This is a genomic window from Pseudomonas fragariae (ex Marin et al. 2024) (assembly GCF_059621105.1).
The window spans coordinates 5,297,148-5,320,628 of the sequence record NZ_CM184369.1; the positions used below are offsets into that span (position 1 = coordinate 5,297,148).

The 23,481-nt window shown below is 60.7% G+C and carries 23 protein-coding genes; 14 read left to right on the forward strand and 9 right to left on the reverse strand.

The window, feature by feature from the left end; genetic code table 11:
• Positions 1-88 precede the first annotated feature (88 nt).
• From AC54XV_RS22855 to AC54XV_RS22870, 4 genes are all read left to right on the forward strand, one after another.
• Entirely contained in the window at positions 89-886 is a 798-nt protein-coding gene (locus tag AC54XV_RS22855; protein WP_003399814.1) for a hydroxymethylpyrimidine/phosphomethylpyrimidine kinase, read from the forward strand.
• A gap of 23 nt (positions 887-909) precedes the next feature.
• Positions 910-1,527, forward strand: coding sequence for a thiamine phosphate synthase (gene thiE, locus AC54XV_RS22860; RefSeq protein WP_003368782.1), 618 nt, complete (start codon positions 910-912; stop codon positions 1,525-1,527).
• A 282-nt stretch (positions 1,528-1,809) separates the two neighbouring features.
• Positions 1,810-3,093 (forward strand): glutamate-1-semialdehyde 2,1-aminomutase, encoded by a 1,284-nt coding sequence (gene hemL, locus AC54XV_RS22865; RefSeq protein WP_496717233.1) that lies wholly within the window; start codon positions 1,810-1,812, stop codon positions 3,091-3,093.
• Positions 3,094-3,389: 296 nt separating this feature from the next.
• The gene (locus tag AC54XV_RS22870; protein ID WP_003399809.1) at positions 3,390-3,938 is read left to right on the forward strand and encodes a tetratricopeptide repeat protein; all 549 of its coding nucleotides are present in this window, start codon (positions 3,390-3,392) and stop codon (positions 3,936-3,938) included.
• Positions 3,939-3,980: 42 nt separating this feature from the next.
• Here AC54XV_RS22870 and AC54XV_RS22875 read toward each other — a convergent pair whose 3' ends face one another.
• Positions 3,981-4,307: a DUF1820 family protein gene (locus tag AC54XV_RS22875; RefSeq protein ID WP_003313868.1), complete on the reverse strand. Its 327-nt coding sequence runs from the start codon at positions 4,305-4,307 to the stop codon at positions 3,981-3,983.
• A 139-nt stretch (positions 4,308-4,446) separates the two neighbouring features.
• Between AC54XV_RS22875 and miaB the strand changes: the two genes are divergently transcribed.
• The 5 genes from miaB to lnt all read left to right on the forward strand — a co-directional run bounded on the left by miaB (position 4,447) and on the right by lnt (position 9,864).
• A complete protein-coding gene (gene miaB / locus AC54XV_RS22880) occupies positions 4,447-5,775 on the forward strand; it encodes a tRNA (N6-isopentenyl adenosine(37)-C2)-methylthiotransferase MiaB (protein WP_003368786.1) in 1,329 nt (442 codons plus the stop codon).
• Between the two features lie 176 nt (positions 5,776-5,951).
• Positions 5,952-6,974, forward strand: coding sequence for a PhoH family protein (locus tag AC54XV_RS22885; protein WP_003399802.1), 1,023 nt, complete (start codon positions 5,952-5,954; stop codon positions 6,972-6,974).
• The gene (gene ybeY, locus AC54XV_RS22890; RefSeq protein ID WP_003399800.1) at positions 6,967-7,467 is read left to right on the forward strand and encodes an rRNA maturation RNase YbeY; all 501 of its coding nucleotides are present in this window, start codon (positions 6,967-6,969) and stop codon (positions 7,465-7,467) included. The genes AC54XV_RS22885 and ybeY overlap by 8 nt, the downstream gene beginning before the upstream one ends.
• A gap of 5 nt (positions 7,468-7,472) precedes the next feature.
• On the forward strand, positions 7,473-8,315 hold the full coding sequence (locus tag AC54XV_RS22895; RefSeq protein WP_003368790.1) for a CorC family transporter: 843 nt from the start codon (positions 7,473-7,475) through the stop codon (positions 8,313-8,315).
• Positions 8,316-8,343: 28 nt separating this feature from the next.
• On the forward strand, positions 8,344-9,864 hold the full coding sequence (lnt, locus tag AC54XV_RS22900) for an apolipoprotein N-acyltransferase (protein ID WP_003421059.1): 1,521 nt from the start codon (positions 8,344-8,346) through the stop codon (positions 9,862-9,864).
• 69 nt (positions 9,865-9,933) lie between these two features.
• On the opposite strand, the gene AC54XV_RS22905 is transcribed toward lnt, so the two are convergent.
• Both AC54XV_RS22905 and AC54XV_RS22910 read right to left on the reverse strand, forming a co-directional pair.
• Entirely contained in the window at positions 9,934-10,701 is a 768-nt protein-coding gene (locus AC54XV_RS22905; RefSeq protein WP_024660995.1) for a YdcF family protein, read from the reverse strand.
• A 120-nt stretch (positions 10,702-10,821) separates the two neighbouring features.
• Positions 10,822-11,163, reverse strand: a complete 342-nt coding sequence (locus tag AC54XV_RS22910; RefSeq protein WP_024651243.1) for a hypothetical protein — start codon at positions 11,161-11,163, stop codon at positions 10,822-10,824.
• 314 nt (positions 11,164-11,477) lie between these two features.
• Between AC54XV_RS22910 and leuS the strand changes: the two genes are divergently transcribed.
• The 5 genes from leuS (at position 11,478) to AC54XV_RS22935 (ending at position 17,724) form a co-directional block, all read left to right on the forward strand.
• The gene (gene leuS / locus AC54XV_RS22915; RefSeq protein ID WP_496717234.1) at positions 11,478-14,084 is read left to right on the forward strand and encodes a leucine--tRNA ligase; all 2,607 of its coding nucleotides are present in this window, start codon (positions 11,478-11,480) and stop codon (positions 14,082-14,084) included.
• 89 nt (positions 14,085-14,173) lie between these two features.
• Complete coding sequence (locus AC54XV_RS22920) at positions 14,174-14,779, forward strand: LPS-assembly lipoprotein LptE (protein WP_024660997.1); 606 nt, start codon at positions 14,174-14,176, stop codon at positions 14,777-14,779.
• Between the two features lie 40 nt (positions 14,780-14,819).
• Positions 14,820-15,857 carry a DNA polymerase III subunit delta gene (holA, locus tag AC54XV_RS22925; protein WP_011268982.1) on the forward strand — a complete coding sequence of 346 codons (1,038 nt, stop codon included), beginning with the start codon at positions 14,820-14,822 and terminating at the stop codon, positions 15,855-15,857.
• A gap of 290 nt (positions 15,858-16,147) precedes the next feature.
• Positions 16,148-16,303, forward strand: coding sequence for an alternative ribosome rescue factor ArfA (gene arfA, locus AC54XV_RS22930; RefSeq protein ID WP_002555325.1), 156 nt, complete (start codon positions 16,148-16,150; stop codon positions 16,301-16,303).
• 83 nt (positions 16,304-16,386) lie between these two features.
• On the forward strand, positions 16,387-17,724 hold the full coding sequence (locus AC54XV_RS22935; protein ID WP_024639414.1) for a lytic murein transglycosylase: 1,338 nt from the start codon (positions 16,387-16,389) through the stop codon (positions 17,722-17,724).
• Positions 17,725-18,014: 290 nt separating this feature from the next.
• Here the strand turns inward: AC54XV_RS22935 and lipA are convergent, their stop codons facing one another.
• The 6 genes from lipA to mltB form a co-directional block, all read right to left on the reverse strand.
• Positions 18,015-19,022: a lipoyl synthase gene (lipA, locus tag AC54XV_RS22940; protein WP_002555327.1), complete on the reverse strand. Its 1,008-nt coding sequence runs from the start codon at positions 19,020-19,022 to the stop codon at positions 18,015-18,017.
• The gene (gene lipB / locus AC54XV_RS22945; protein ID WP_024639415.1) at positions 19,015-19,671 is read right to left on the reverse strand and encodes a lipoyl(octanoyl) transferase LipB; all 657 of its coding nucleotides are present in this window, start codon (positions 19,669-19,671) and stop codon (positions 19,015-19,017) included. Before lipB ends, lipA begins: the two co-directional genes overlap by 8 nt.
• Positions 19,671-19,946 (reverse strand): DUF493 domain-containing protein, encoded by a 276-nt coding sequence (locus AC54XV_RS22950; RefSeq protein WP_003340907.1) that lies wholly within the window; start codon positions 19,944-19,946, stop codon positions 19,671-19,673. The genes lipB and AC54XV_RS22950 overlap by 1 nt, the downstream gene beginning before the upstream one ends.
• Before the next feature lie 90 nt (positions 19,947-20,036).
• The gene (locus AC54XV_RS22955; protein WP_024639416.1) at positions 20,037-21,197 is read right to left on the reverse strand and encodes a D-alanyl-D-alanine carboxypeptidase family protein; all 1,161 of its coding nucleotides are present in this window, start codon (positions 21,195-21,197) and stop codon (positions 20,037-20,039) included.
• Positions 21,198-21,438: 241 nt separating this feature from the next.
• Complete coding sequence (locus tag AC54XV_RS22960; RefSeq protein WP_011268986.1) at positions 21,439-22,467, reverse strand: septal ring lytic transglycosylase RlpA family protein; 1,029 nt, start codon at positions 22,465-22,467, stop codon at positions 21,439-21,441.
• Positions 22,467-23,474: a lytic murein transglycosylase B gene (mltB, locus tag AC54XV_RS22965; protein ID WP_104684574.1), complete on the reverse strand. Its 1,008-nt coding sequence runs from the start codon at positions 23,472-23,474 to the stop codon at positions 22,467-22,469. The genes AC54XV_RS22960 and mltB overlap by 1 nt, the downstream gene beginning before the upstream one ends.
• Between the last annotated feature and the right edge of the window lie 7 nt (positions 23,475-23,481).

Sequence of the window (23,481 nt, forward strand, 5' to 3'; positions counted from 1 at the left end):
GCCGTCGTCGCCGACTGACCTCGATCCGCAAGAAAAAACCGGCCCCCCCGAGCGGCCCGCGAAAGGTTTAGTGATAAGCTCGCGCACCATGAATATCTATAGCTCCCGCCCCGTAGTCCTTTGCCTGTCCGGCCACGACCCTAGTGGCGGTGCCGGTATGCAGGCCGATATAGAAGCCCTGCTCGCCCAAGGCTGCCATGCCGCTCCGGTCGTTACCGCGCTTACGGTGCAAGACACCGTCAATGTCAGTGATTTCCGCGTGCTGGATCGCGAATGGGTGATGGCGCAAGCCAATGCAGTCCTCAACGATTCGAGCGTAGCAGCTGTCAAGCTGGGCATGCTCGGCTCACTGGAAATGGTCGATACGGTCGTCGATCTGCTTCTGGCTCACCCGCACTTGCCCATGGTCTGTGATCCGGTGTTACGCGCTGGCGGCGGCGGCAGACTGGGCAAGGACGAGGTCGGCTACGCCATGCGCGAACGCCTGTTGCCACTGTCGACCATCGCCACGCCGAACCTTCCGGAAGCCCGCATTCTTGCCGAGCTGCCCGAAGGTACTGCGGATGAGTGCGCTGACAAACTACTGCCGTTTTGTGAATATCTGTTGATCACTGGCGGTCATGGTGATGAACAGCAAATCCATAACCGCCTGTACCTGCGCGGCGGCCAGACCCACACCTTCGTCTGCGAACGTCTGCCCGGTAGCTATCACGGTTCCGGCTGCACCCTGGCCAGCGCACTGGCCGGGCGGATCGCCCAGGGGCAGGAGCTGGTCAGCGCGGTGAAGTCGGCACTCGACTACACCTGGCGAACGCTGAGGGATGCCGAACAGTTGGGCCGGGGGCAATTCGTGCCACGTCGGCTGCCGCTGGATTTTTGCTCGTAACACATCGCCATGAGGGTCGATTCATGAAACTGCGTGGCCTGTATGCCATCACCGACAGCCAGTTGCTGTCCGGAAAATTTCTGTCGTACGTCGAAGCGGCGCTGGACGGCGGCGTGACGCTGCTGCAATACCGCGACAAGAACAGTGACGAGTCCCGCCGCCTGCGCGAAGCGACCGAACTGCTCAAGCTCTGCGAACGCTACAAGACCCGGCTGATCATCAACGATGACGCTGAACTGGCTGCGCGGCTGGGGGTGGGCGTGCATTTGGGACAGTCCGACGGCTCGCTGCCCGATGCCCGCGCCCTGCTCGGGCACAAGGCGATTGTCGGGGCTACTTGTCATGGCCGCGTGGAATTGGCCGAGCAAGCCAAGGCTGACGGCGCGACGTACGTGGCATTTGGCAGGTTCTTCAACTCCCTGACCAAACCCGGCGCCCCGGCCGTGCCGCTGGACCTGATCGCTCAGGTGCGTGCCAGGGTCCACCTGCCGATTGCGGTGATTGGCGGCATTACCCTGGAGAACGCACCGCAACTGGTCGAACACGGGGCCGACCTGCTCGCCGTGGTGCACGGCCTGTTCGGCGCTGAAAATACTCAGGAAGTGACGCGCCGGGCGAAAGCTTTCACGGCGTTGTTGTAGAGCGGAATAGTTTTGGGCGCGAGCCGGGCGACGCTTCGCTTGCTCGCGAAGGCGATGGTTTAGACCCGCTATTTTCGGGGCCTGCATTGCCCCCTTCGCGAGCAAGCTCGCTCCCACAAGTACGTGGATCCTCATTCGCAGCCGCGCTTCATTTGATATAGTGCGCGTTCCTGCGCCTTCTCTGGCTCATGCCACCCAATAAAGCAGCCCACCCTGAAGCTGCCCGCCTCGGCTGACCCCAGCGTAGACACGAATTCCCCGCTTCAAAGCAGAGACCCGATCATGTCCCGTTCCGAAACACTGTTCGCCAACGCCCAAAAACACATCCCCGGTGGCGTCAATTCGCCGGTTCGCGCCTTCAAGAGCGTGGGTGGCACGCCGCTGTTCTTCAAGCACGCTGCGGGCGCCTACGTGACTGACGAAGACGACAAGCGTTATGTGGATTACGTCGGCTCCTGGGGGCCGATGATTCTTGGCCATAGCCATCCCGACGTGCTCGACGCCGTGCGCAGCCAGCTGGAACACGGCTTGTCCTACGGCGCACCGACGGCCATGGAAACCGAAATGGCCGACCTGGTCTGCGAACTGGTGCCGTCCATGGAAATGGTGCGCATGGTCAGCTCGGGCACTGAAGCAACCATGAGCGCGATCCGCCTCGCGCGCGGCTTCACCGGCCGCGACAGCATCCTCAAGTTCGAAGGCTGCTACCACGGTCACTCCGACAGCCTGCTGGTCAAGGCCGGCTCCGGCGCACTGACCCTGGGCGTGCCCAGCTCGCCTGGCGTACCTGCAGCATTCGCGAAACACACCCTGACCGTGCCCTTCAACAACCTCGACGCCGTGCGTGACCTGCTGGCCGAAGTGGGTCAGGAAGTGGCGTGCATCATCGTTGAACCCGTGGCCGGCAACATGAACTGTGTGCCGCCGGCGCCTGGCTACCTGCAAGGGCTGCGCGAGCTGTGCGACGAGCACGGCGTGGTGCTGATTTTCGATGAAGTGATGACCGGTTTTCGCGTAGCCCTCGGCGGCGCACAGGCTTACTACGGCGTGACGCCCGACCTGAGCACCTTCGGCAAGATCATCGGTGGCGGCATGCCGGTCGGCTGCTTTGGCGGCAAACGCGAAATCATGTCGCACATCGCACCGCTCGGCCCGGTCTATCAGGCCGGCACTCTGTCGGGCAACCCGCTGGCGATGGCGGCCGGCCTCACCACGCTGCGCCTGATCAGCCGTCCCGGCTTTCACGATGAACTGAGCGACTACACCCGCCGCCTGCTCGAAGGTCTGCAACAGCGCGCCAATGCAGCCGGTATTCCGTTCGTGACGACCCAGGCCGGCGGCATGTTCGGCCTGTATTTCAGCGAAGCCGACGAAATCGTCACGTTTGAAGACGTGATGACCAGTGACTCCGAGCGCTTCAAGCGTTTCTTCCACCTGATGCTGGACGGCGGCGTGTACCTCGCGCCAAGCGCCTTCGAAGCGGGTTTCACCTCAATCGCCCATGGTGATGCCGAGTTGAAACTGACCCTGGATGCCGCAGAAAAGGCATTCGCTGCGCTGAAATAAGCTCCTCAGGCACCACTCGCGCAGGGTGTCAGTGAACCGGCGCGAGTGATGACTGCAAATGAAACTGAACGTTAAGTATGCATTTTGCTTCTACAATGCACTGCGAACGCTGCATATACACGCTGACAACAACCCTGTTTCAGGTAATCCGCCCGTAAAGAAGGGTGTTTTCAGGCCGTGCAGCAGAAAATCCGTAAAGACTTTGTAAGGTTGGCTCTGCTTATTTCATAATGCGCAGCCAGCACGTTTAGCTGGTCGGGCATGCCCGCACCTTTTTCAGAGGTAAGTCGACTCCCATGAACCGCACCGGCCGCACCCTTGTATTGGGCTGCCTGTTGCTTGTCTATCCCCTGCTGGCAACTGCCGGCGGCAACTCGTTGTTAGTACCGGCGATGGGTCGTTGCACCCTCAATACCCAGCCAGAGAACCTGCCTGCAGCGCTTGAAGCCTGCCAGCAGGCCGCCAAGGGTGGGGACGCGCAGGCACAGTACGAGTTGGGTGAGTTCTATTACGAGGGCAAAAATGCACCTCGCGATTTGCCGCAGGCGCTGAATTATTTCGAGCAGGCTTCACTGCAGGGCCATGCCCAGGCGCAGTACCAGCTGGGCTTGATGTTCAGCCGTGGCGAAGGTGTGCAGGCCAACAACATTCAGGCGTACATCGTGCTGAAGATGGCCGCGGTCAACGGTTCGGAAGAGGCGCTGGACGCTGCCGACGAAGTGTCGGCAAAGATGCCGCGTGACGAGCTCGAAGTGGCCACTCAGGTACTGGGGCAGATTTTCCGCAAATACCTGCTTGAACTGCAGACCGCCGAAGGGCGCAGTCCTTTCTCTCCGTTGCCCTGATCAGGAATCTTTCAGGGCAGTCGCGATGCACACCTGCAACGCTTACTTTTCCGGCATCGGCATGGGGAACGGCATCACATTGCTGGTACCGCGCGCCTCGCTGATCTTCGGCGTGCCCATGCGTTCGACTTCATCGATGCGCACAATCGAGTGCATCGGTACGAAACTGCGCACCACGCCTTCGAACTGGGCCTTGAGCTTCTCTTCGCTGGGGTCCACCACAACGGTCGTGCGCTCGCCGAAGACGAATTCTTCAACTTCCAGAAAGCCCCACAGATCACTTTGGTAGATCTGCTTGGCGTACATCTCGAACACCTGTCCCTGGTTGAGGAAAATCACCTTGTAGATTGGAGCTTCGCGTTTGGTCATAACGGGCGGGTAACGATCAGAGATGAAAAAGGGGCGCGGACTATAGCATGTCCGCCCGCCTCGTCGGACAGCCAACGCTAGGAACCCGAGCCCTTCATCCTTATAATGCGCGGTTCACTGACACGGTTGATCATCACGCATGGCCAAAAAGCTTTATATCGAAACCCACGGTTGCCAGATGAACGAGTACGACAGCTCGCGCATGGTCGACCTGCTGGGCGAACATCAGGCCCTGGAAGTCACCGCTCGCGCGGAAGACGCCGACGTGATCCTGCTCAATACCTGCTCGATTCGTGAGCGCGCCCAGGACCGGGTGTATTCCCAGCTCGGCCGCTGGCGTGAGCTGAAGCTGGCCAATCCGGAAATGGTCATCGCCGTCGGTGGCTGCGTGGCCAGCCAGGAAGGCGCAGCCATTCGCGATCGCGCACCCTATGTGGACGTGGTGTTCGGCCCGCAGACCCTGCACCGCCTGCCGGAAATGATCGACGCCGCACGCGTGACCCGCTTGCCGCAGGTCGACGTCTCGTTCCCGGAAATCGAAAAGTTCGACCATTTGCCCGAGCCACGCGTCGATGGCCCGAGTGCTTATGTGTCGGTGATGGAAGGCTGCAGCAAATACTGCACCTTCTGCGTGGTGCCCTACACCCGTGGCGAGGAAGTCAGTCGTCCGTTCGACGACGTGCTGAGTGAAGTCATCCACCTGGCCGAAAACGGCGTGCGTGAAGTCACTCTGCTGGGGCAGAACGTCAACGGTTATCGCGGCACCACCCACGACGGCCGCGTTGCAGACCTGGCGGACCTGATCCGCGTGGTCGCCGCCGTCGATGGCATCGACCGCATTCGCTACACCACCTCGCACCCGCTGGAATTTTCCGACAGCCTGATCCAGGCCCACGCGGAAGTGCCGGAGCTGGTCAAACACCTGCATTTGCCTGTGCAATCGGGTTCCGATCGCATCCTGGCGGCGATGAAGCGCAACCACACCACGCTGGAATACAAGTCCCGCTTGCGCAAGCTCAGGGCCGCAGTGCCGGGCATCAGTATCAGTTCCGACTTCATCGTAGGCTTCCCCGGCGAGACCGAAAAGGATTTCGACAACACCATGAAGTTGATCGAGGACGTGGGTTTCGACTTCTCGTTCTCGTTCGTCTACAGCCCGCGTCCGGGCACTCCCGCCGCGGACCTCAAGGACGACACGCCGGAAGCCCTGAAAAAAGAGCGACTGGCCGCGCTGCAACATCGTCTGAACCAGCAGGGTTTCGAGATCAGCCGACAGATGGTCGGCAGCATCCAGCGCATTCTGGTAACCGACTACTCGAAGAAAGACCCGGGCGAACTGCAGGGCCGCACCGAGAACAACCGGATTGTCAATTTTCGCTGCGACAACCCCAAATTGATCGGGCAGTTTGCCGATGTACACATCGATGATGCACAGCCTCACTCATTGCGCGGCTCGCTGCTACAGTAAAACCTGAGTGTCGGCGCAGAAACGAATCGCCGAATGAATTCGTTTCTGCGCGGTCCCTACCATTGAGCACGGTGAATCCCTGGCGCGGCCTTTAACAAGGCAAAGCTTTCGCACAACCAGCGCTAGGGTTATTCTTCAATACATCTCAATTGCCGCCGGACGGCCATTAAACGACCTTGAACGCACCCATAGAACCTCATCGCTTCACCCTCGAGCCTTTCGAGGCCCATCGTTTCGCCAACTTGTGCGGGCAACTCGACGAGCACTTGCGCCTGATCGAGCAACGCCTGGACATCGAGATCCGCAATCGCGGCAATCAATTCGAGCTCATTGGCGACCCCAAACAAAGTCATTCCGCCGAGAACCTTCTGCGCCGTCTGTACCGGGAAACCAAAGGTACCGAACTGACGCCGGACATGGTCCACCTGTTTCTCCAGGAATCGGGGGTGGACGGCCTCGACAACCACCCTGCCGCCGAAGTCGGCGTCTCGCTGCGCACCAAAAAGGGCATGATTCGCCCGCGCGGCCTGAACCAGCAGCGTTATGTCAAGGAAGTCCTCAGCAACGACATCAACTTCGGCATCGGCCCGGCGGGTACCGGCAAGACCTACCTGGCGGTGGCCTGCGCGGTGGATGCACTGGAGCGCGAGCAGATTCGACGCATCCTGCTGGTGCGCCCGGCGGTCGAGGCTGGCGAGAAGCTGGGCTTCCTGCCCGGCGATCTGGCGCAGAAGATCGACCCGTACCTGCGCCCGCTGTATGACGCGCTGTACGAGATGCTCGGTTTCGAATACGTCGCCAAGCTGATCGAGAAACAGGTCATTGAAGTGGCACCGCTGGCTTACATGCGCGGACGCACCCTTAATAACAGCTTCATCATTCTCGACGAAAGTCAGAACACCACCGTCGAGCAGATGAAGATGTTCCTGACCCGTATCGGCTTCGGCTCCACGGCCGTGATCACCGGCGACATCACCCAGGTCGACCTGCCCAAAGGCACTCGCTCCGGGCTGACGCATGTCATCGATGTGCTCAAGGACGTGCCGGGCATCAGCTTCACGCACTTCAAACCCAAGGATGTGGTTCGCCACCCGCTGGTGCAGCGCATCGTCGAAGCCTACGAGCGTTTCGACGACCGCCTCAGCGATGGTCCGTCGGGCAACAACAGTTACCCACGGGACAAACACCGCGATGCTTGAGCTGGACCTGCAGGTTGCAAGCGAGACCAGCGCCCCTGACGAAGCCCGATTGCGCCTCTGGTGTGAAATGGGCTTGCGTCAGCGCAGTGCCGACTCCGAGCTGACCATCCGCCTGGTTGACGAAACCGAAGGCCGTGAGCTCAATAACACCTGGCGACACAAAAATTACGCAACAAACGTGCTTTCATTCCCGGCGGACGTTCCGGACGACATGCTGGACATCCCGTTGCTGGGCGATCTGGTCATCTGCGTTCCGGTCGTCAACCGTGAAGCCGTTGAACAGGGCAAGTCCGTCGACGCGCACTGGGCGCACATGGTCATTCATGGCTGCCTGCATCTGTTGGGTTACGACCACATCGATGATGAAGAAGCCGAAGAAATGGAAGCACTGGAACGAACGTTGCTTGAGGAGCTGGGCTATCCCGATCCTTACGCCGACGACGAAAGTGCCGACCCTCCCCATTCAGACACACCAAGCAAGGACCACGAGTAAGGGCTATGAGCGAAGACCGATCGAGCAACGGGCAAAAGTCATGGTTGGGTAAACTGACCCAGGCCTTTGTCCATGAGCCGAAAAACCGCCAGGAGCTGCTTGAGCTGCTGCGCGAAGCCCACCAGAACAAACTGCTGGACAGCGAAGCGCTGGCCATCGTCGAAGGCGCCATTCAAGTGGCTGACCTGCAAGTGCGCGACATCATGGTGCCGCGCTCGCAGATGATCAGCATCAAGGCGACCCAGACACCCCGTGAATTCCTGCCGGCGGTCATCGATGCTGCGCACTCGCGCTATCCGGTGATCGGCGAGAGCCACGATGACGTGCTCGGTGTGCTGCTGGCCAAGGATCTGCTGCCGCTGATCCTCAAGGCCGACGGCGACAGCGATGACGTCAAGAAGCTGCTGCGTCCGGCCACCTTCGTGCCCGAATCCAAGCGTCTCAACGTGCTGCTGCGCGAATTTCGCGCCAATCACAACCACATGGCCATCGTCATTGACGAATACGGCGGCGTGGCAGGTCTGGTGACCATCGAAGACGTGCTGGAACAGATCGTCGGCGACATCGAAGACGAGCATGACGTCGAGGAAGACAGCTACATCAAACCGCTTCCCAGCGGCGACTTCCTGGTCAAGGCCCTTACCCCGGTCGAGAATTTCAACGAATTCTTCGACAGCACGTTCTCGGACGACGAGTTCGACACCGTGGGCGGTCTGGTGATGAATGCCTTCGGCCATCTGCCCAAGCGCAACGAAATCACTGAAATCGGTGCCTATCGTTTCCGCATCCTGAGCGCTGACAGCCGTCGCATTCATTTGCTGCGCGTGACGCCCATTTCACGTCCGTAAACACTTGATGCTGCTTTAAGGAATCTACATGCGCTGGATAACCCGCCCCGGCTGGCCCGGTAACCTGCTGGCCCTGGCGGCTGGCGGGCTCACGACTCTGGCCCTGGCGCCTTTCGACCTCTGGCCTCTGGTGCTGGTGGCAGTGGCGATGTTCTATCTGGGCCTGCGCGACCTGAACCCGCGCCAGGCACTGGCCCGTGGCTGGTGCTACGGCTTCGGTCTGTACGGCGCCGGCACCAGCTGGATCTACGTCAGCATTCACACCTACGGCGGCGCGTCTGTACTGCTGGCCGGGCTGCTGATGCTGCTGTTCATCGCCGCCATTGCCCTGTTCTTTGCACTGCCCGCCTGGGTCTGGGCGCGCTGGCTGCGTCGCAATGAGGCACCGCTGGCTGATGCGCTGGCCTTCGCAGCCCTGTGGCTGTGGCAGGAAGCGTTTCGCGGCTGGTTTCTCACCGGTTTCCCGTGGCTCTATTCCGGCTACAGTCAGCTCGACGGCCCACTGGCCGGGCTCGCCCCCGTCGGCGGCGTATGGCTGATTTCGTTCTCGCTGGCGATGACTGCTGCACTGTTGTGCAACCTGCACCGCCTGCGTGCACGCAAATCGTTTCTGGCCATGGGCGTGGTGCTGTTGCTGGCCCCGTGGGTGACAGGCCTGGCCCTCAAGGGGCACGCCTGGACATCGCCGTCCGGCGCGCCACTGAAAGTCGCGGCGATGCAGGGCAACGTCGAACAAAGCATGAAGTGGGACCCGCAAAAGCTCAACGATCAGCTGGCCCTGTACCGCGACATGACTTTCCGTTCGCAGCAGGCAGACCTGATCGTCTGGCCGGAAACCGCCGTGCCGGTGCTCAAGGAAAGCGCAGAAGGCTATCTGTCGATGATGGGCAAGTTCGCTTCGGACCGCGGCGCGGCACTGATCACCGGCGTACCGGTGCGCGAACCGACCGGGCGCGGTGAGTACCGCTATTACAACGGCATCACGGTCACGGGTCAGGGTGACGGCACCTACTACAAGCAGAAACTTGTGCCGTTCGGTGAGTACGTGCCGCTGCAGGACCTGCTGCGCGGGCTGATTTCCTTCTTCGATCTGCCAATGTCGGACTTCGCGCGCGGCCCGAACGATCAGGCGTTATTGCAGGCCAAGGGTTATCACATCGCGCCGTTCATCTGCTACGAAGTGGTCTATCCCGAGTTTGCCGCTGGCCTGTCGGCGCAAAGCGACCTGCTGCTGACGGTCAGCAACGACACCTGGTTCGGCACCTCGATAGGCCCTCTGCAACACTTGCAAATGGCCCAGATGCGCGCCCTTGAAGCGGGTCGCTGGATGATCCGGGCAACCAACAACGGCGTGACCGCGCTGATCGACCCGTTCGGCAAGATCACCGAGCAGATTCCGCAGTTCGAACGCGGCGTGCTGTACGGCGAAGTGGTGCCGATGCATGAACTCACGCCTTATCTGCACTGGCGCTCGTGGCCGCTGGCAATTGTCTGCCTGCTGCTGTTTGGCTGGGCGTTGATGGCGGCACGGATTTCCAAGACCGTGTGAGTGTACGAAGCCGGTTTCATCTGCCTGCAGGTGGAATCGGCTTCAGATGGTCACTGCTTCAGATGATCGTTACCCCTTCCGATAGATCCACGGATACACCAGCAAGCCTGCGGCTTCATTGAGCAGCATCCCGCTCTGCGTGAACACGCGACTTTCAGGCAGCCAGCCACCAAAAGGCCGAGCGTTGTCGACCCCCAGAAAGCCGACCGGCGCACCCACCACCGTGAAACCCGCCTGCTCGAAGCACCAGCGTGCCCGCGGCATGTGCCAGGCCTGAGTCACCAGCACCACGCGCTTGATACCTTGCGGCTGCAGAATCGCGGCGCTCATGGTTGCGTTTTCCCATGTGGTGCGGCTCAGCCCCTCCTGCCAGCGCACCGTCACGGCAAAATCGTCCTGCAGCGACTGCGCCATGATCGCCGCCTCGCTGGGCGGCTGGTCAAAATGCAGGCCGCCAGAGGTCAGTATTGGCAGTCCGGATTCTTTCGCCAATCGCGCTGCCAGACGCAGGCGCTCCAGCCCAAGACCAGTGGGCGTGTCTGTGCCCCAGGTCGGAGAGTTGCGCTCACGCCCATTGCCCAGCACCACAATGGCATCCACCTGCTGCGCCAGCATCGCCCATCGCTGTTGCGGCAAGGGCGGGATCTGCTCCAGTCTACGAGCGGCGAACTCTACGGCGACCGGCAGACTCATCAGCCACAATCCGCCAAGGCCGACCGCAAAGAACGCCGTCGCCAGACGTGGCCGGGAGCGACGCAACCACCAGCCGAGGATCAGCAGGACAAACAGAATGCCGGGCGGCAAAAGGAGGGTTTTGAACAGGTAACGCAAGGGCATCGGGACATCTCCATGAGTGCCCGCAGCCTAGAATGTTTGCAGGCACGCGACAATGCCTGGAGCAGGAAGCCGATGATAGCCAGGCCCTTGGCCTGCGCGCGCAGGCAGGCGTGCAATTGCCTAAGTGTTACGGCCCAGCCGTACTGACGCCTTGGCTCGTCGCCGATCCTTCAGCCACACGATTGTGGCTGACGCTCGGGGCAACCGGCCATGCTCCGCAGCAACCACACCGTTGCCCGTAAACGTGTCCACGACAGCTGCGCCTGCGTCCCCGCTACCTTTTTCGAGATAGGCCTCGATCAACTGGAACTCGGCGCGGCTCAACCCCTTGAGCTCAAGCTCGGCAGGCGACTCGTTTCGGAGCCGGACCGAGGTACTCGCCGTCTCGAGTGCAAGTCCGAGACGGTCAATCAGACGCCCGTACAGCCTGGATAGACTTACAACATGCTGCAACTCTGTCATCCGCTCACCTCATCGAAGATAAATCATCACCCTCGCGTTTGAGCTTAGCGCTGCTGCAAGAACCGGCATGGAACTACGACCAACGGCCAGATAAGGTTGTCGGCCGGGCGTTGAGCCCACACGGGGACGCAATCAGGGTTTCCCTCGATAGACGGCCCTCATGTATGCTACTGCGCTTCCTGTAATTCCACTTCCGCGCTCTTGAGCCCGAACGCACCGCACAGACAGTTGCAATTGTCCGCCACGCGGTGCCGACCTGACTCGGCGAAGCAATGAAGAGGTCAAGGGTCACTAATCCTTAGTAAAAAGTAGCCATGCACGAACTCTATCAGCCCCGTGAAATCGAAGCCGCCGCCCAAACGTTCTGGGATGAGCAAAAGTCTTTTGAAGTCAGTGAACAGCCAGGCAAGGACACCTTCTATTGCCTGTCGATGTTTCCTTACCCGAGCGGCAAGCTGCACATGGGTCATGTGCGCAACTACACCATTGGTGACGTGATCTCCCGCTACCAGCGCATGCTCGGCAAGAATGTTCTGCAGCCACTGGGCTGGGACGCTTTCGGCATGCCGGCTGAAAACGCCGCCATCGACAACAACGTCGCGCCGGCCAAGTGGACCTACGAAAACATCGACTACATGAAGACCCAGCTCAAGAGCCTGGGTCTGGCGGTTGACTGGTCGCGCGAAGTCACCACCTGCAAGCCTGATTACTACCGCTGGGAACAATGGCTGTTCACTCGCCTGTTCGAAAAAGGCGTGATCTACCGCAAGAACGGCACCGTGAACTGGGACCCGATCGACCAGACCGTACTGGCCAACGAGCAGGTCATCGACGGCCGCGGCTGGCGTTCCGGCGCGCTGATCGAAAAGCGCGAAATCCCGATGTACTACTTCAAGATCACCGCGTACGCCGATGAGCTGCTGGAAAGCCTCGACGAACTGCCGGGCTGGCCTGAACAGGTCAAGACCATGCAGCGCAACTGGATCGGCCGTTCGCGCGGCATGGAAGTGCAGTTTCCGTACGACCAGGCGTCGATCGGCGAAGCCGGTGCCCTGAAAGTCTTCACCACCCGCCCTGACACCCTGATGGGGGCGACCTACGTCGCCGTGGCGGCTGAACACCCGCTGGCAACCCTGGCCGCTCAAGGCAACCCTGCACTGCAAGCGTTCATCGATGAATGCAAGGGCGGCAGCGTTGCCGAAGCCGACGTTGTCACACAGGAAAAGAAAGGCCAGGCGACCTCGTTGTTCGTCGAGCATCCACTGACTGGCGAGAAACTGCCGGTGTGGGTCGCCAACTACGTGCTGATGCACTACGGCGATGGCGCGGTCATGGCCGTACCGGCACACGACGAGCGTGATTTCGAGTTCGCCACCCAATACGGTCTGCCGATCAAGCCCGTGGTCCGCACCAGCGCCGGCGACCAAACGCCGGCCCCATGGCAACCGGCCTACGGTGAGCATGGCGAGCTGATCAATTCCGGCGAGTTCACCGGCCTGACCTTCCAGGACGCGTTTGACGCCATTGAAGCCGCGCTGGTCAAGAAATCCCTGGGCCAGTCCCGCACTCAGTTCCGCCTGCGCGACTGGGGCATCAGCCGCCAGCGCTACTGGGGCTGCCCGATCCCTATTGTGCATTGCGACACCTGCGGCGACGTGCCGGTCCCGGAAGACCAGTTGCCGGTTGTCCTGCCGGAAGATGTCGTGCCCGACGGCGCTGGCTCGCCACTGGCGCGCATGCCCGGGTTCTACGAATGCAGCTGCCCGAAATGCGGCGCACCGGCCAAGCGTGAAACCGACACCATGGACACCTTCGTCGAGTCCTCGTGGTACTACGCGCGCTATGCGTCGCCGCATTACGAGGGTGGTCTGGTCGAGCCGAACGCTGCCAACCACTGGCTGCCGGTGGATCAGTACATCGGCGGTATCGAACACGCGATTCTGCACCTGCTCTACGCCCGCTTCTTCCACAAGCTGATGCGCGACGAAGGCCTGGTAACCTCGAACGAACCGTTCAAGAACCTGCTCACCCAGGGTATGGTCAACGCCGAAACCTACTTCCGCATGGAAACCAGCGGCAAGAAAACCTGGATCAACCCGGCCGACGTGACCCTCGAAAGAGACGCCAAGGCCAAGGTGATCAGCGCCACACTGACCAGCGACGGCTTGCCGGTGGAAATCGGCGGCACTGAAAAGATGTCGAAGTCGAAGAAAAACGGCATCGACCCACAGACCATGATCGACCAGTACGGTGCCGACACCTGCCGTCTGTTCATGATGTTCGCCTCCCCGCCCGACATGAGCCTGGAATGGTCCGACTCGGGCGTCGAAGGTTCGCATCGTTTCCTGCGCCGCGTATGGCGTCTGGCTCAGGCGCATGTAGCTCAAGGGCCATCGACCGGCCTGGACGTTGCGGCGTTGACCGATGAGCAGAAAGCCATCCGCCGCGCGATTCATCAGGCGATCAGACAGGCGAGCCAGGATATTGGCCAGAACCAGAAATTCAACACCGCTGTCGCGCAAGTGATGACGCTGATGAACGTGCTGGAAAAGGCCCCGCAGGACACACCGCAGGATCGCGCCCTGATGCAGGAAGGCGTGGAAACCGTCGCCCTGCTGCTGGCTCCGATCACACCGCACATCAGCCACGAACTGTGGAAGCAACTGGGCCACAATGAGCCAGTGATCGACGCGGGCTGGCCTGCATTCGATGCAAGCGCGCTGGTACAGGACAGTCTGCAACTGGTGATTCAGGTCAACGGCAAACTGCGTGGTCACATCGAGATGCCCGCCAGCGCCAGCCGCGAAGAGGTCGAAGCGGCCGCACGCGTCAACGAGAACGTATTGCGCTTCACTGATGGCCTGACCATTCGCAAGGTGATCGTCGTGCCTGGCAAGCTGGTCAACATCGTCGCAAGCTGATTGGATCGGGCGCCCGGCAAATGCAGGGCGCCGAACATATTTCCAGGGCACGCACTGGCGGCCCAAACGGATTCAAGGGGAGCATCAAGATGATCAAACGCAATTTGCTGGTGATGGGCCTGGCTGTTCTGTTGAGTGCCTGTGGCTTCCAGCTGCGTGGCACCGGTACCACCGAGCTTGCGATCAAGGAGCTGGATGTCAGCGCCCGCAACGCCTATGGCGAAACCGTGACGCAACTCACTCGCCTGCTGACCAGCTCCGGCGTCAAGGTCTATACCGGCGCGCCTTACAAGCTGATGCTGACCAACGAGGCCGAGACTCAGCGCACCGTCAGCTACTCGGGCTCGGGTCGCTCGGCTGAATACCAGCTGACCACCACCCTGACCTATGAAGTGCATGGCGACAGGGATCGCTTCCTGCTTGGCGATAAAGTCACCGCAGACCGTTCCTACGTGCACGACGGCAACAATCTGACCGGTTCCGACCAGGAAGCCACCCAGGTTCGTCAGGAAATGCGCAACGACCTGATCCAGAAAATGATGGCTCGCTTGCAGCAACTGACCCCTTCGCGTCTGGACGAACTGCAGGCCAAGGCCGATGCGGTTGCCAAGGCCGAAGCCGACGCACTGGAGGCTGCCCAGCGAATCCGCGACGAGACGCCTCAGCAGTCGCCTGTCGAAGTTCCAGCCAGATAAGTGTTCGGGGCCATTCTCCGGCCCCGATATTCTCTGACTCATGAAACTCGCCCCCGCCCAACTCGGCAAGCACTTGCAAGGCACACTTGCGCCCGTCTACGTGATCAGCGGTGACGATCCGCTGCTCTGCCAGGAAGCAGCTGACGCCATTCGCGCAGCCGCACGCCAGCAAGGCTTCGATGAGCGGCAGGTATTCAGCGCCGACGCCAGCTTCGACTGGGGCACACTGCTCCAGGCGGGTGCCAGCATGTCGCTGTTTGCCGAACGCCGTCTCCTGGAGTTACGTCTGCCCTCCGGCAAGCCCGGCGACAAGGGTGCTGCGGCACTCATGGAATACTGCGCCAGACCTGCCGAAGACACCCTGCTGCTGATCAGCCTGCCCAAGCTCGATGGCAGTGCGCAGAAAACCAAATGGGGCAAGGCCCTGGTCGAGGGTGCGCAAACCCAGTTCGTGCAAATCTGGCCGGTAGACATCGGCCAGCTGCCGCAATGGATTCGCCAGCGCCTGTCGCAGGCAGGTCTGGCAGCGACTCAGGACGCTGTCGAACTGATCGCGGCCCGAGTCGAAGGCAACCTGTTGGCCGCCGCGCAGGAAATCGAAAAGCTCAAATTGATGGCCGAAGAAGGCCAGATCACCGTCGAGACCGTGCAGGCGGCCGTAGCCGACAGTGCGCGCTTCGACGTATTTGGCCTGACCGATGCAGTGCTCAATGGCGAAGCTGCCCACGCGTTGCGCATGCTCGAAGGACTGCGTGGCGAAGGGGTCGAAACGCCAGTGATTCTCTGGGCATTGACCCGCGAACTGCGCGCCCTGGCCAACATGTCGCAACAGTTCAGCCAGGGCGTACCGCTGGACAAGGTGTTCAGCTCGGCACGCCCGCCGATCTGGGACAAGCGCAAGCCACTGATGAGCAAAGCCCTGCAACGTCACTCGGCCAAACGCTGGAGCCAGCTGCTCATGGATGCGCAACGCGTCGATGCGCAGATCAAAGGCCAGGCAGCAGGCTCGCCCTGGAGCAGCCTGAGCCGACTGGCGTTGCTGATGGCAGGGCAACGATTGGCATTGCCTGCGGAGTAGGCAGGTGTTGTCGACTCTCGTTCCCACGCTCTGCGTGGTAATGCCCTTCAGGACGCTCTGCGTCCTCTTGTGACGCGGAGCGTCACGAACTGCATGCAGACGCAGAGCATCGGCACGATAATCAAAGCGACGGGCCTGCACCGGCCCCTTCGCGAGCAAGCTCGCTCCTACAGGTCTTCATTCACTCGGCCAATTACGTACTCAGCGCCATAGCACACGACTATTGGACACACGCGCGGCTCTGCCCGATGATTCGCAACGTTTTACAACACCCATCAGGAGCACCTGCCATGAGCAAGCCAAAGCGGCCGAACAAGGCCAAATCCATCATCGCCCAGCCCTTGTTCCGCAGTCGTCAGGAACAACCGGCCAAAGGCAAAGGCAGCTACCGCCGCGAAGCCTTCCAGTCTAAAAGCTGGGAGGCTTCCTGCTTTATGGCAGCCTGATATCGAGCAACATTTCCGGGGCGCTTTCAACCGCTTAGCCGTGTTATGGTCTGCACCTAACGGTAATACCCTTGGACTCAAGCATGCCTTCTCGTTTTACCCATCGCCCGCAGCTGCGCCAACTCATCGCTGCCTCCAGTCTTGTTGCCCTGGTAGCCTGCGCAGAAAAACCCACTGCAGCCGATGCCACGCCTCTTCAATCCAGCAAGGTGCAGACAAACGCTCCTGCCGTAGCGCCTACGCCAGCACTGGTCGTTGATGACAACCTCACGATTCAGCCCGCCGTCAGCTTCAGCGAATGGCAGGCCGGCTTTCGTGCCCAGGCGTTGAAGGCAGGCATTCGCGCGGACGTATTCGATCTGGCATTTGCCGGTGTCACCCCCGACATGAGCGTAGTCAAGGCCGACCGCAGTCAGCCTGAATTCAGCCGCCCGGTCTGGGAATACCTTGACGGTGCCATCTCTGCCGCACGCGTACGCAAGGGTCAGGCGCTGCTGTCGCAGTATGCCGACGACCTGCAGAAGATCGAGCAGCAGTACGGCGTCGATCGTCAGACGCTGGTCGCGGTGTGGGGTATGGAAAGTAATTTCGGGTCGTTACAGGGTACGCAATCCGTCATTCGCTCACTCGCCACACTGGCCTATGAAGGTCGCCGTCCCGGCTTTGCACAGAGCCAGTTGCTCGCCGCGCTGGAAATCATCCAGCATGGCGACATAACCCCGGACAAAATGCTGGGTTCGTGGGCCGGTGCGATGGGCCAGACGCAGTTCATCCCTACCACCTACAACACCCACGCCGTGGATTTTGACGGCGATGGCCGCCGTGATATCTGGAACACCCCGGCCGATGCCCTGGCCTCCACCGCACACTACCTGCAAAGTTCCGGCTGGCAGCGTGGTCAGCCCTGGGGCTTTGAAGTGGTGCTCGGCTCGGGGTTCGATTACTCGCTGGCCGACTCGACGACCCGCAAGAGTCTTGCTGAATGGCAGCAACTGGGTCTGAAACAGCCCGACGGCTCAGCCATTCCGGTCGCCGCCAGCCAGCAGCAAGCCGCCTTGCTGTTGCCAGCCGGTTATCGCGGGCCGGCCTTTCTGGTGCTGGACAACTTCCGCGCGATTCTCAAGTACAACAACTCGACCTCCTACGCGTTGGCGATCAGCCTGCTCTCCGATCGCTTCAAGGGCGCGGGCTATGTCGTGGGCAGCTGGCCGCGCGGAGACCTGCCGCTGAGCCGCTCAGAGCGTATTGAGCTGCAAACCCTGCTCTCGGCACGCCAGTACGACGCAGGCGCGCCAGACGGCATTATCGGCGCCAATACACGCAAGGCCATCCGCAGTGCGCAGCAATCGCTCGGCTGGCCAGCCGATGGTTACCCTACGCATGAGTTGCTGGAGAACCTGCGCAAGCCTGTCGGGCAGTAATCGGGAGGACGCAGAGCGTCCAGAACGGCATGCCAACGCGGAGCATTGGCACGATAGCGTTCTTACGGACGCCTATCGTTCCTCACGCTCCAGCGTGGGAATGCATTTCCGGACGCTCCGCGTCCAATCTCGACTTACGATGCGGCGAAGAGTGTGACGCAAAGCGTCCAGAACGGCATGCCAACGCGGAGCGTTGGCACGATAGTCCGCAGATAATCGGCACGATCATCAGCCACAAAAAGAAGGGCCAGGTATCGCTACCTGGCCCTTCCTGTTTTTGCGGCGTGCTGTCAGAGCATCGCCTTGGCGATCTTGGCTTGCTCGTCGGCGTGGTACGAAGAGCGTACCAGCGGCCCTGAAGCGACGTTCTTGAAGCCCATCTTGTAGCCTTCTTCGGCGAACCAGGCAAAGGTGTCCGGGTGGACAAAGCGCTGCACGGGCAAGTGATTGCGTGAAGGCTGCAGGTATTGACCCAGGGTCAGCATGTCGATGTCGTGTTCGCGCATGCGCTGCATGACTTCGATGACTTCTTCGTCGGTCTCGCCCAGCCCCAGCATCAAACCGGATTTGGTCGGTACGTGCGGGACCATCTGCTTGAAGCGCTGCAGCAGGGTCAGCGACCACTGGTAGTCCGACCCCGGACGCGCAGCCTTGTACAGACGCGGTACGGTTTCCAGGTTGTGGTTGAACACATCCGGCGGCTCGGCGGCGGTGATTTCCAGCGCCACGTCCATCCGGCCACGGTAATCCGGTACCAGCGTTTCGAGCTGCACGCCCGGCGACAGCAGGCGGATTTCGCGAATGCAGTCGGCGAAGTGCTGAGCACCGCCATCACGCAGGTCGTCGCGGTCCACCGAGGTGATCACCACGTACTTCAGGCGCAGGTCGGCAATCGCGATGGCGAGGCTCTTCGGTTCGTTGACGTCGAGCGGCTTCGGACGACCATGGCCCACGTCACAGAACGGGCAGCGACGGGTGCAGATGTCGCCCATGATCATGAACGTTGCAGTGCCACCGGAGAAGCATTCGCCCAGGTTGGGGCAGGACGCCTCTTCACAGACGCTGTGCAGCTTGTGCTTGCGCAGCAATTGCTTGATACGGTCGACTTCCGGAGAAACCGGGATGCGCACGCGAATCCAGTCAGGCTTCTTCGGCAGGTCTACCGTCGGGATGATCTTGACCGGGATGCGCGCAACCTTTTCCGCTCCGCGAAGCTTGACGCCCGCTTCGACTTTCGGACGGGCCACTCGCTCGGAAACATCCAGCGTCGGGATCAGGGTTTGCACGGTGTCAGTCATAATGGTTTATTCCGCCCGTAAGGGTCGCCTGCTCAGCGTAGTCGAGGTGTTTGACGAGCTGCGCACGCAGTCGGGCACTTACCTCGGAAAATTCTATCTGCCCTGCCTGATCGCTCAGTTGGGTCATGGCCAGCCCGGCGTATCCGCACGGGTTGATGCGGCGGAACGGCTCAAGGTCCATGTCGACGTTCAACGCCAGACCATGAAACGAGCAGCCGTTGCGAATGCGCAGACCGAGCGACGCTATCTTCGCGCCGTCGACGTATACGCCAGGGGCATCAGCCTTGGCTGCTGCCTTGACGCCGTAGTCGGCGAGCAAGGCGATGAGGGTGTTCTCGATCCGGGTGACCAGATCGCGAACGCCGAAACCAAGGCGCCTGACGTCCAGCATCAGATAAGCCACCAGTTGGCCCGGACCATGATAAGTCACTTGGCCGCCACGATCGACCTGTACGACAGGAATATTACCCGGCAGCAGCAAATGCTCGGCCTTGCCGGACTGTCCCTGAGTGAAAACCGGCGGATGCTGAACCAGCCAGACCTCATCGGCAGCCTCGCGGCCACGCTCGTCGGTAAAGCGCTTCATGGCGTGCCAGGCGGTTTCGTAATCGATCAGGCCCAGATCACGAAAACCCAGCGTACCCGCCATCAGAGCACCATGTGCACGAAACCCGTAGCGCGCAAGGCACTATTGATATCGCGCAACTGGTCTTCGCCGGTAGCGACAATGTGCAGTTGCACAGTGGTGTATTTGCCGTTGCTGCTCTGACGCTCGGCGAGCGTCTTGAGGTCGACCGTGGCATGCTTTTCAAGCACTTCCATCACGGCCGCCGTAAAGCCCACACTGGTGTCACCGATCACCTTGATCGGGTAGTCATTGCAGGGAAATTCTATTTTGTGCGACTTGATGTCGGTATCAGTCATGGCAGTAAAGGTCTCACAAGCCGTGACGACGGACACGCGGCCCGCTCAGATCATGAGCAGGCCGCGAGAAGGTCGGCATTGGTTACTGGATCAGTTGAACAAGCCGTAGAAGAACAGGCGGATGCTATCCCACACGCGGCGGAAAATACCACCTTCCTCAACCCCATCGAGCGCAATCAGATTGGCGGTGTGAACCACCTGATCGTCTTTCTTGACCTCGACCTTGCCGATCACGTCGCCCTTGGCAATTGGCGCAACCAGTTGCGGGTTCATGGTCATGCTGGCAGACAGCTTCTTCATGTCGCCTTTTGGCATGGTCATGCTCAGATCTTCAGCCAGACCGGCCTTGACCTGACGCTCGGTGCCTTTCCAGACCGTGGCCTGGGCCAGCTCGGTGCCCTTCTGATAGAAGTTCTGGGTTTCGAAGAAACGGAAGCCATAGGTCAGCAGCTTCTGGGTTTCAGCCGCACGGGCCTGTTCGCTGTTGGTGCCGAACACTACGGCGATCAGACGCATGCCGTCACGTACTGCCGAGGACACCATGCAGTAGCCGGCTTCATCGGTGTGACCGGTTTTCAGACCGTCAACGGTCTTGTCGCGCCACAGCAGCAGGTTACGGTTAGGCTGTTTGATGCCGTTCCAGAAGAACTCCTTCTGCGAGTAGATCGCATAGTGGGCCGGGTCCTCGTGAATGATCGCGCGCGCCAGGATCGCCATGTCGTGAGCCGACGAGTAGTGCTCAGGGTTCGGCAGACCGGTCGGGTTCATGAAGTGGCTGTTGGTCATGCCCAGGTCGCCGGCAGTCTTGTTCATCATGTCGGCGAAAGCGTCTTCGCTGCCGGCGATGTGCTCGGAAATCGCGACACTGGCGTCGTTACCCGACTGGATGATGATGCCGTGCAACAGGTCGCTGACCGTGACCTGGCTGCCGACCTTGATGAACATCCGCGAACCGCCTGTGCGCCAGGCGTTTTCACTGATCGTCACCGGATCGTTTTCGCCGATCTGGCCGCGACGGATTTCCAGGGTCGCGATGTAGGCGGTCATCAGCTTGGTCAGGCTGGCAGGAGCCAGACGCTGATCACCATTGTTCTCGACCAGGACGTTGCCACTGGTGGCATCCATCAGCACGTAGGACTTGGCCGCCAGTTGCGGTGCAGCAGGCGTCATCTGCTCTGCCGCCCACACAGTCGGGGTGATAATCAGTGGAACAAGCAGGCACAAACGTTTTGCAAAGGTGGTGATGTTCATCCGTCTCTCGAGAATCCTAATGGGCAAACATGCCCTTGCGGGCAAAACTGAACAGACCGGCGAAGCGAAAACGCTTCGGTACGGCTCGTGGCGCCAGGCTGTAACCCTGGCTGACAAAGTCGCCTGTTCGACACACGACCTTGTGGGCAGTTACCTGCAACGCTTGCCCTGAAAGCAAATCTGCGCCGCGTGCGACTGCATATCGTCCCCCATTATTGCCGGGGAACGATTGTCGAAGAACTTACTGATCCGATGTCACTACGCTCGGCTGACCCAGATTGGCCGACCTGACGCTGTTTTGCAGCTGCTGGGCTTCACCCTGCGTGTCGATCGGTCCCATCCGCACTCGATAGAGTGTTTGCTGATTGCGCGCTATCGAGCTGACGAACACCGGCGCTCGAACCATCCCGCTCAATTTCGACCTCAGGAGTTCCGCAGCGTCCGGGTTGGCGAAGGCTCCCACCTGGAGAAACAGCCCAGCGGCTTGTCCTGAAGCGTTTTTTTTTGCGTCAACCTGCATCGGCACGACGGGTGCAGCGTGCTGCTGAGGCGGCGGTGTGTACTGCTCGACGGTGCCGGTCGAAGTGGACAGCGCAGGCGGCGTCGCCTGGGCAACGACCTGCGGCTGATTGAGCAACAGCGGCGCCGGACGACCCCGTTGCGCCCACCATTCCTGCGGGTCGATACCCTCGACCTTGACCCGAGCCGTGCCGCTTTCGGCATAGCCGAGCTTTTTGGCGGCCGCGTAGGACAGGTCGATGATGCGGTCGGAATAGAACGGCCCGCGATCGTTGACGCGCAGGATCACCGTGCGATTGTTGTCCAGATTGGTCACTTTGACGTAGCTGGGCAGCGGCAGGGTCTTGTGCGCGGCGCTCATGCCGTACAGGTCATACACTTCGCCGTTGGCAGTGTTCTGGCCATGAAACTTGGTGCCATACCAGGAGGCGGTGCCCGAAGCGACGTAACGCTTGGCATCGCTCATCGGGAAGTAGGTCTTGCCCAGCACGGTGTACGGGTTGGCCTTGTAGGCCCCGGTGTGCAGGGTCGGCGTTGCGTCAGGGATACGCGAGACATCCACATCCCACCACGGCGCGCCGTCCTTGTGGGCTCTGTTGATGTCCAGGCCCGGCATCGAGCGCACGACTGCACCGCCTTTTGGCGGCTGCGACGACGTTGTGCGTGACGGCGACGAGCAACTGGCAACCAGCACTGCCAGGCCGGTCAGCGCCAGAAGCTTGAATGATTGAAGAATCGGCGATGCCCGCATTACTTGACGCCTCGAGCTTGAACCAACGATTCAGACAGCTGATATACGGCCATGGCGTACATCACACTGCGGTTATAACGGGTGATTGCATAAAAATTGTTCAAACCCAGCCAGTATTCAGGACCATTGTCGCCTTCCAGACGAAATGCCGTCACCGGCATATCGTCGCGCAGCGCATCATGACTCGCCCAGCCCAGCTGTCGCAACTCCCCGACCGACATTACCGGATCAAGCGCAGGACTCAAGCCCTCGTCAACCCGTTCGCCGCGGGCCGTGGCGCGACTGACCACCGGCTGACCGGCCACCCAGCCATGGCGTTTGAAATAGCTGGCGACACTGCCGATGGCATCGTCCGGGTCGGTCCAGATATTGATGTGACCGTCACCGTCGAAATCCACCGCGTAGGCGCGGAAGCTGCTCGGCATGAACTGCGGCAGCCCCATCGCCCCGGCGTAAGACCCCTTGAGGGTCAGGGGATCGACCTGTTGCTCGCGCGCCAGCAGCAGAAACTCGCGCAGTTCCTTGCGGAAGAACTGGGCACGTGGCGGGTAATCGAAGCCAAGCGTCGACAGGGCATCGATCACCCGGTAATTACCGGTATTGCGGCCGAAGAAGGTTTCTACACCAATGATCGACACGATAATCTGCGCCGGCACGCCATATTCCTGCTCGGCACGCGCCAAGGCGGCCTCATGCTGACGCCAGAAGTCGACACCGCGAGCGATGCGCGTATCGGTGATGAACATCGGCCGATACTCTTTCCACTGCTTGACCCGTTCGGCCGGGCGGGAAATGGCATCGAGAATGGCCTGCTTGCGCTCGACCTCGCGGAACAGGCTCATCAACTGCTCACCGGCAAAGCCATGATCGCGGGTCAGCTCACCAACGAATTCCGCTACCTGGGGCGACCCTTCATAGTCGCCCGCCAGCGCCTCTTGCACCGAGCCAAGGATGCCCACCAGACCGACCACCGGAGCATATCGAGCCCAGTTACGCATTGCTTGCATTGAATAG

Coding starts and splice junctions, on each gene's coding strand:
- arfA (WP_002555325.1), top strand. CDS start 16,148: ATGAGCAAGCCAAAGCGGCCGAACAAGGCCAAATCCATCATCGCCCAG.
- ybeY (WP_003399800.1), top strand. CDS start 6,967: ATGCTTGAGCTGGACCTGCAGGTTGCAAGCGAGACCAGCGCCCCTGAC.
- leuS (WP_496717234.1), top strand. CDS start 11,478: ATGCACGAACTCTATCAGCCCCGTGAAATCGAAGCCGCCGCCCAAACG.
- holA (WP_011268982.1), top strand. CDS start 14,820: ATGAAACTCGCCCCCGCCCAACTCGGCAAGCACTTGCAAGGCACACTT.
- miaB (WP_003368786.1), top strand. CDS start 4,447: ATGGCCAAAAAGCTTTATATCGAAACCCACGGTTGCCAGATGAACGAG.
- AC54XV_RS22955 (WP_024639416.1), bottom strand. CDS start 21,197: ATGAACATCACCACCTTTGCAAAACGTTTGTGCCTGCTTGTTCCACTG.
- AC54XV_RS22855 (WP_003399814.1), top strand. CDS start 89: ATGAATATCTATAGCTCCCGCCCCGTAGTCCTTTGCCTGTCCGGCCAC.
- lipB (WP_024639415.1), bottom strand. CDS start 19,671: ATGGCGGGTACGCTGGGTTTTCGTGATCTGGGCCTGATCGATTACGAA.
- AC54XV_RS22895 (WP_003368790.1), top strand. CDS start 7,473: ATGAGCGAAGACCGATCGAGCAACGGGCAAAAGTCATGGTTGGGTAAA.
- lnt (WP_003421059.1), top strand. CDS start 8,344: ATGCGCTGGATAACCCGCCCCGGCTGGCCCGGTAACCTGCTGGCCCTG.
- mltB (WP_104684574.1), bottom strand. CDS start 23,474: ATGCAAGCAATGCGTAACTGGGCTCGATATGCTCCGGTGGTCGGTCTG.
- AC54XV_RS22935 (WP_024639414.1), top strand. CDS start 16,387: ATGCCTTCTCGTTTTACCCATCGCCCGCAGCTGCGCCAACTCATCGCT.
- AC54XV_RS22920 (WP_024660997.1), top strand. CDS start 14,174: ATGATCAAACGCAATTTGCTGGTGATGGGCCTGGCTGTTCTGTTGAGT.
- thiE (WP_003368782.1), top strand. CDS start 910: ATGAAACTGCGTGGCCTGTATGCCATCACCGACAGCCAGTTGCTGTCC.
- lipA (WP_002555327.1), bottom strand. CDS start 19,022: ATGACTGACACCGTGCAAACCCTGATCCCGACGCTGGATGTTTCCGAG.
- AC54XV_RS22950 (WP_003340907.1), bottom strand. CDS start 19,946: ATGACTGATACCGACATCAAGTCGCACAAAATAGAATTTCCCTGCAAT.
- AC54XV_RS22875 (WP_003313868.1), bottom strand. CDS start 4,307: ATGACCAAACGCGAAGCTCCAATCTACAAGGTGATTTTCCTCAACCAG.
- hemL (WP_496717233.1), top strand. CDS start 1,810: ATGTCCCGTTCCGAAACACTGTTCGCCAACGCCCAAAAACACATCCCC.
- AC54XV_RS22910 (WP_024651243.1), bottom strand. CDS start 11,163: ATGACAGAGTTGCAGCATGTTGTAAGTCTATCCAGGCTGTACGGGCGT.
- AC54XV_RS22905 (WP_024660995.1), bottom strand. CDS start 10,701: ATGCCCTTGCGTTACCTGTTCAAAACCCTCCTTTTGCCGCCCGGCATT.
- AC54XV_RS22870 (WP_003399809.1), top strand. CDS start 3,390: ATGAACCGCACCGGCCGCACCCTTGTATTGGGCTGCCTGTTGCTTGTC.
- AC54XV_RS22960 (WP_011268986.1), bottom strand. CDS start 22,467: ATGCGGGCATCGCCGATTCTTCAATCATTCAAGCTTCTGGCGCTGACC.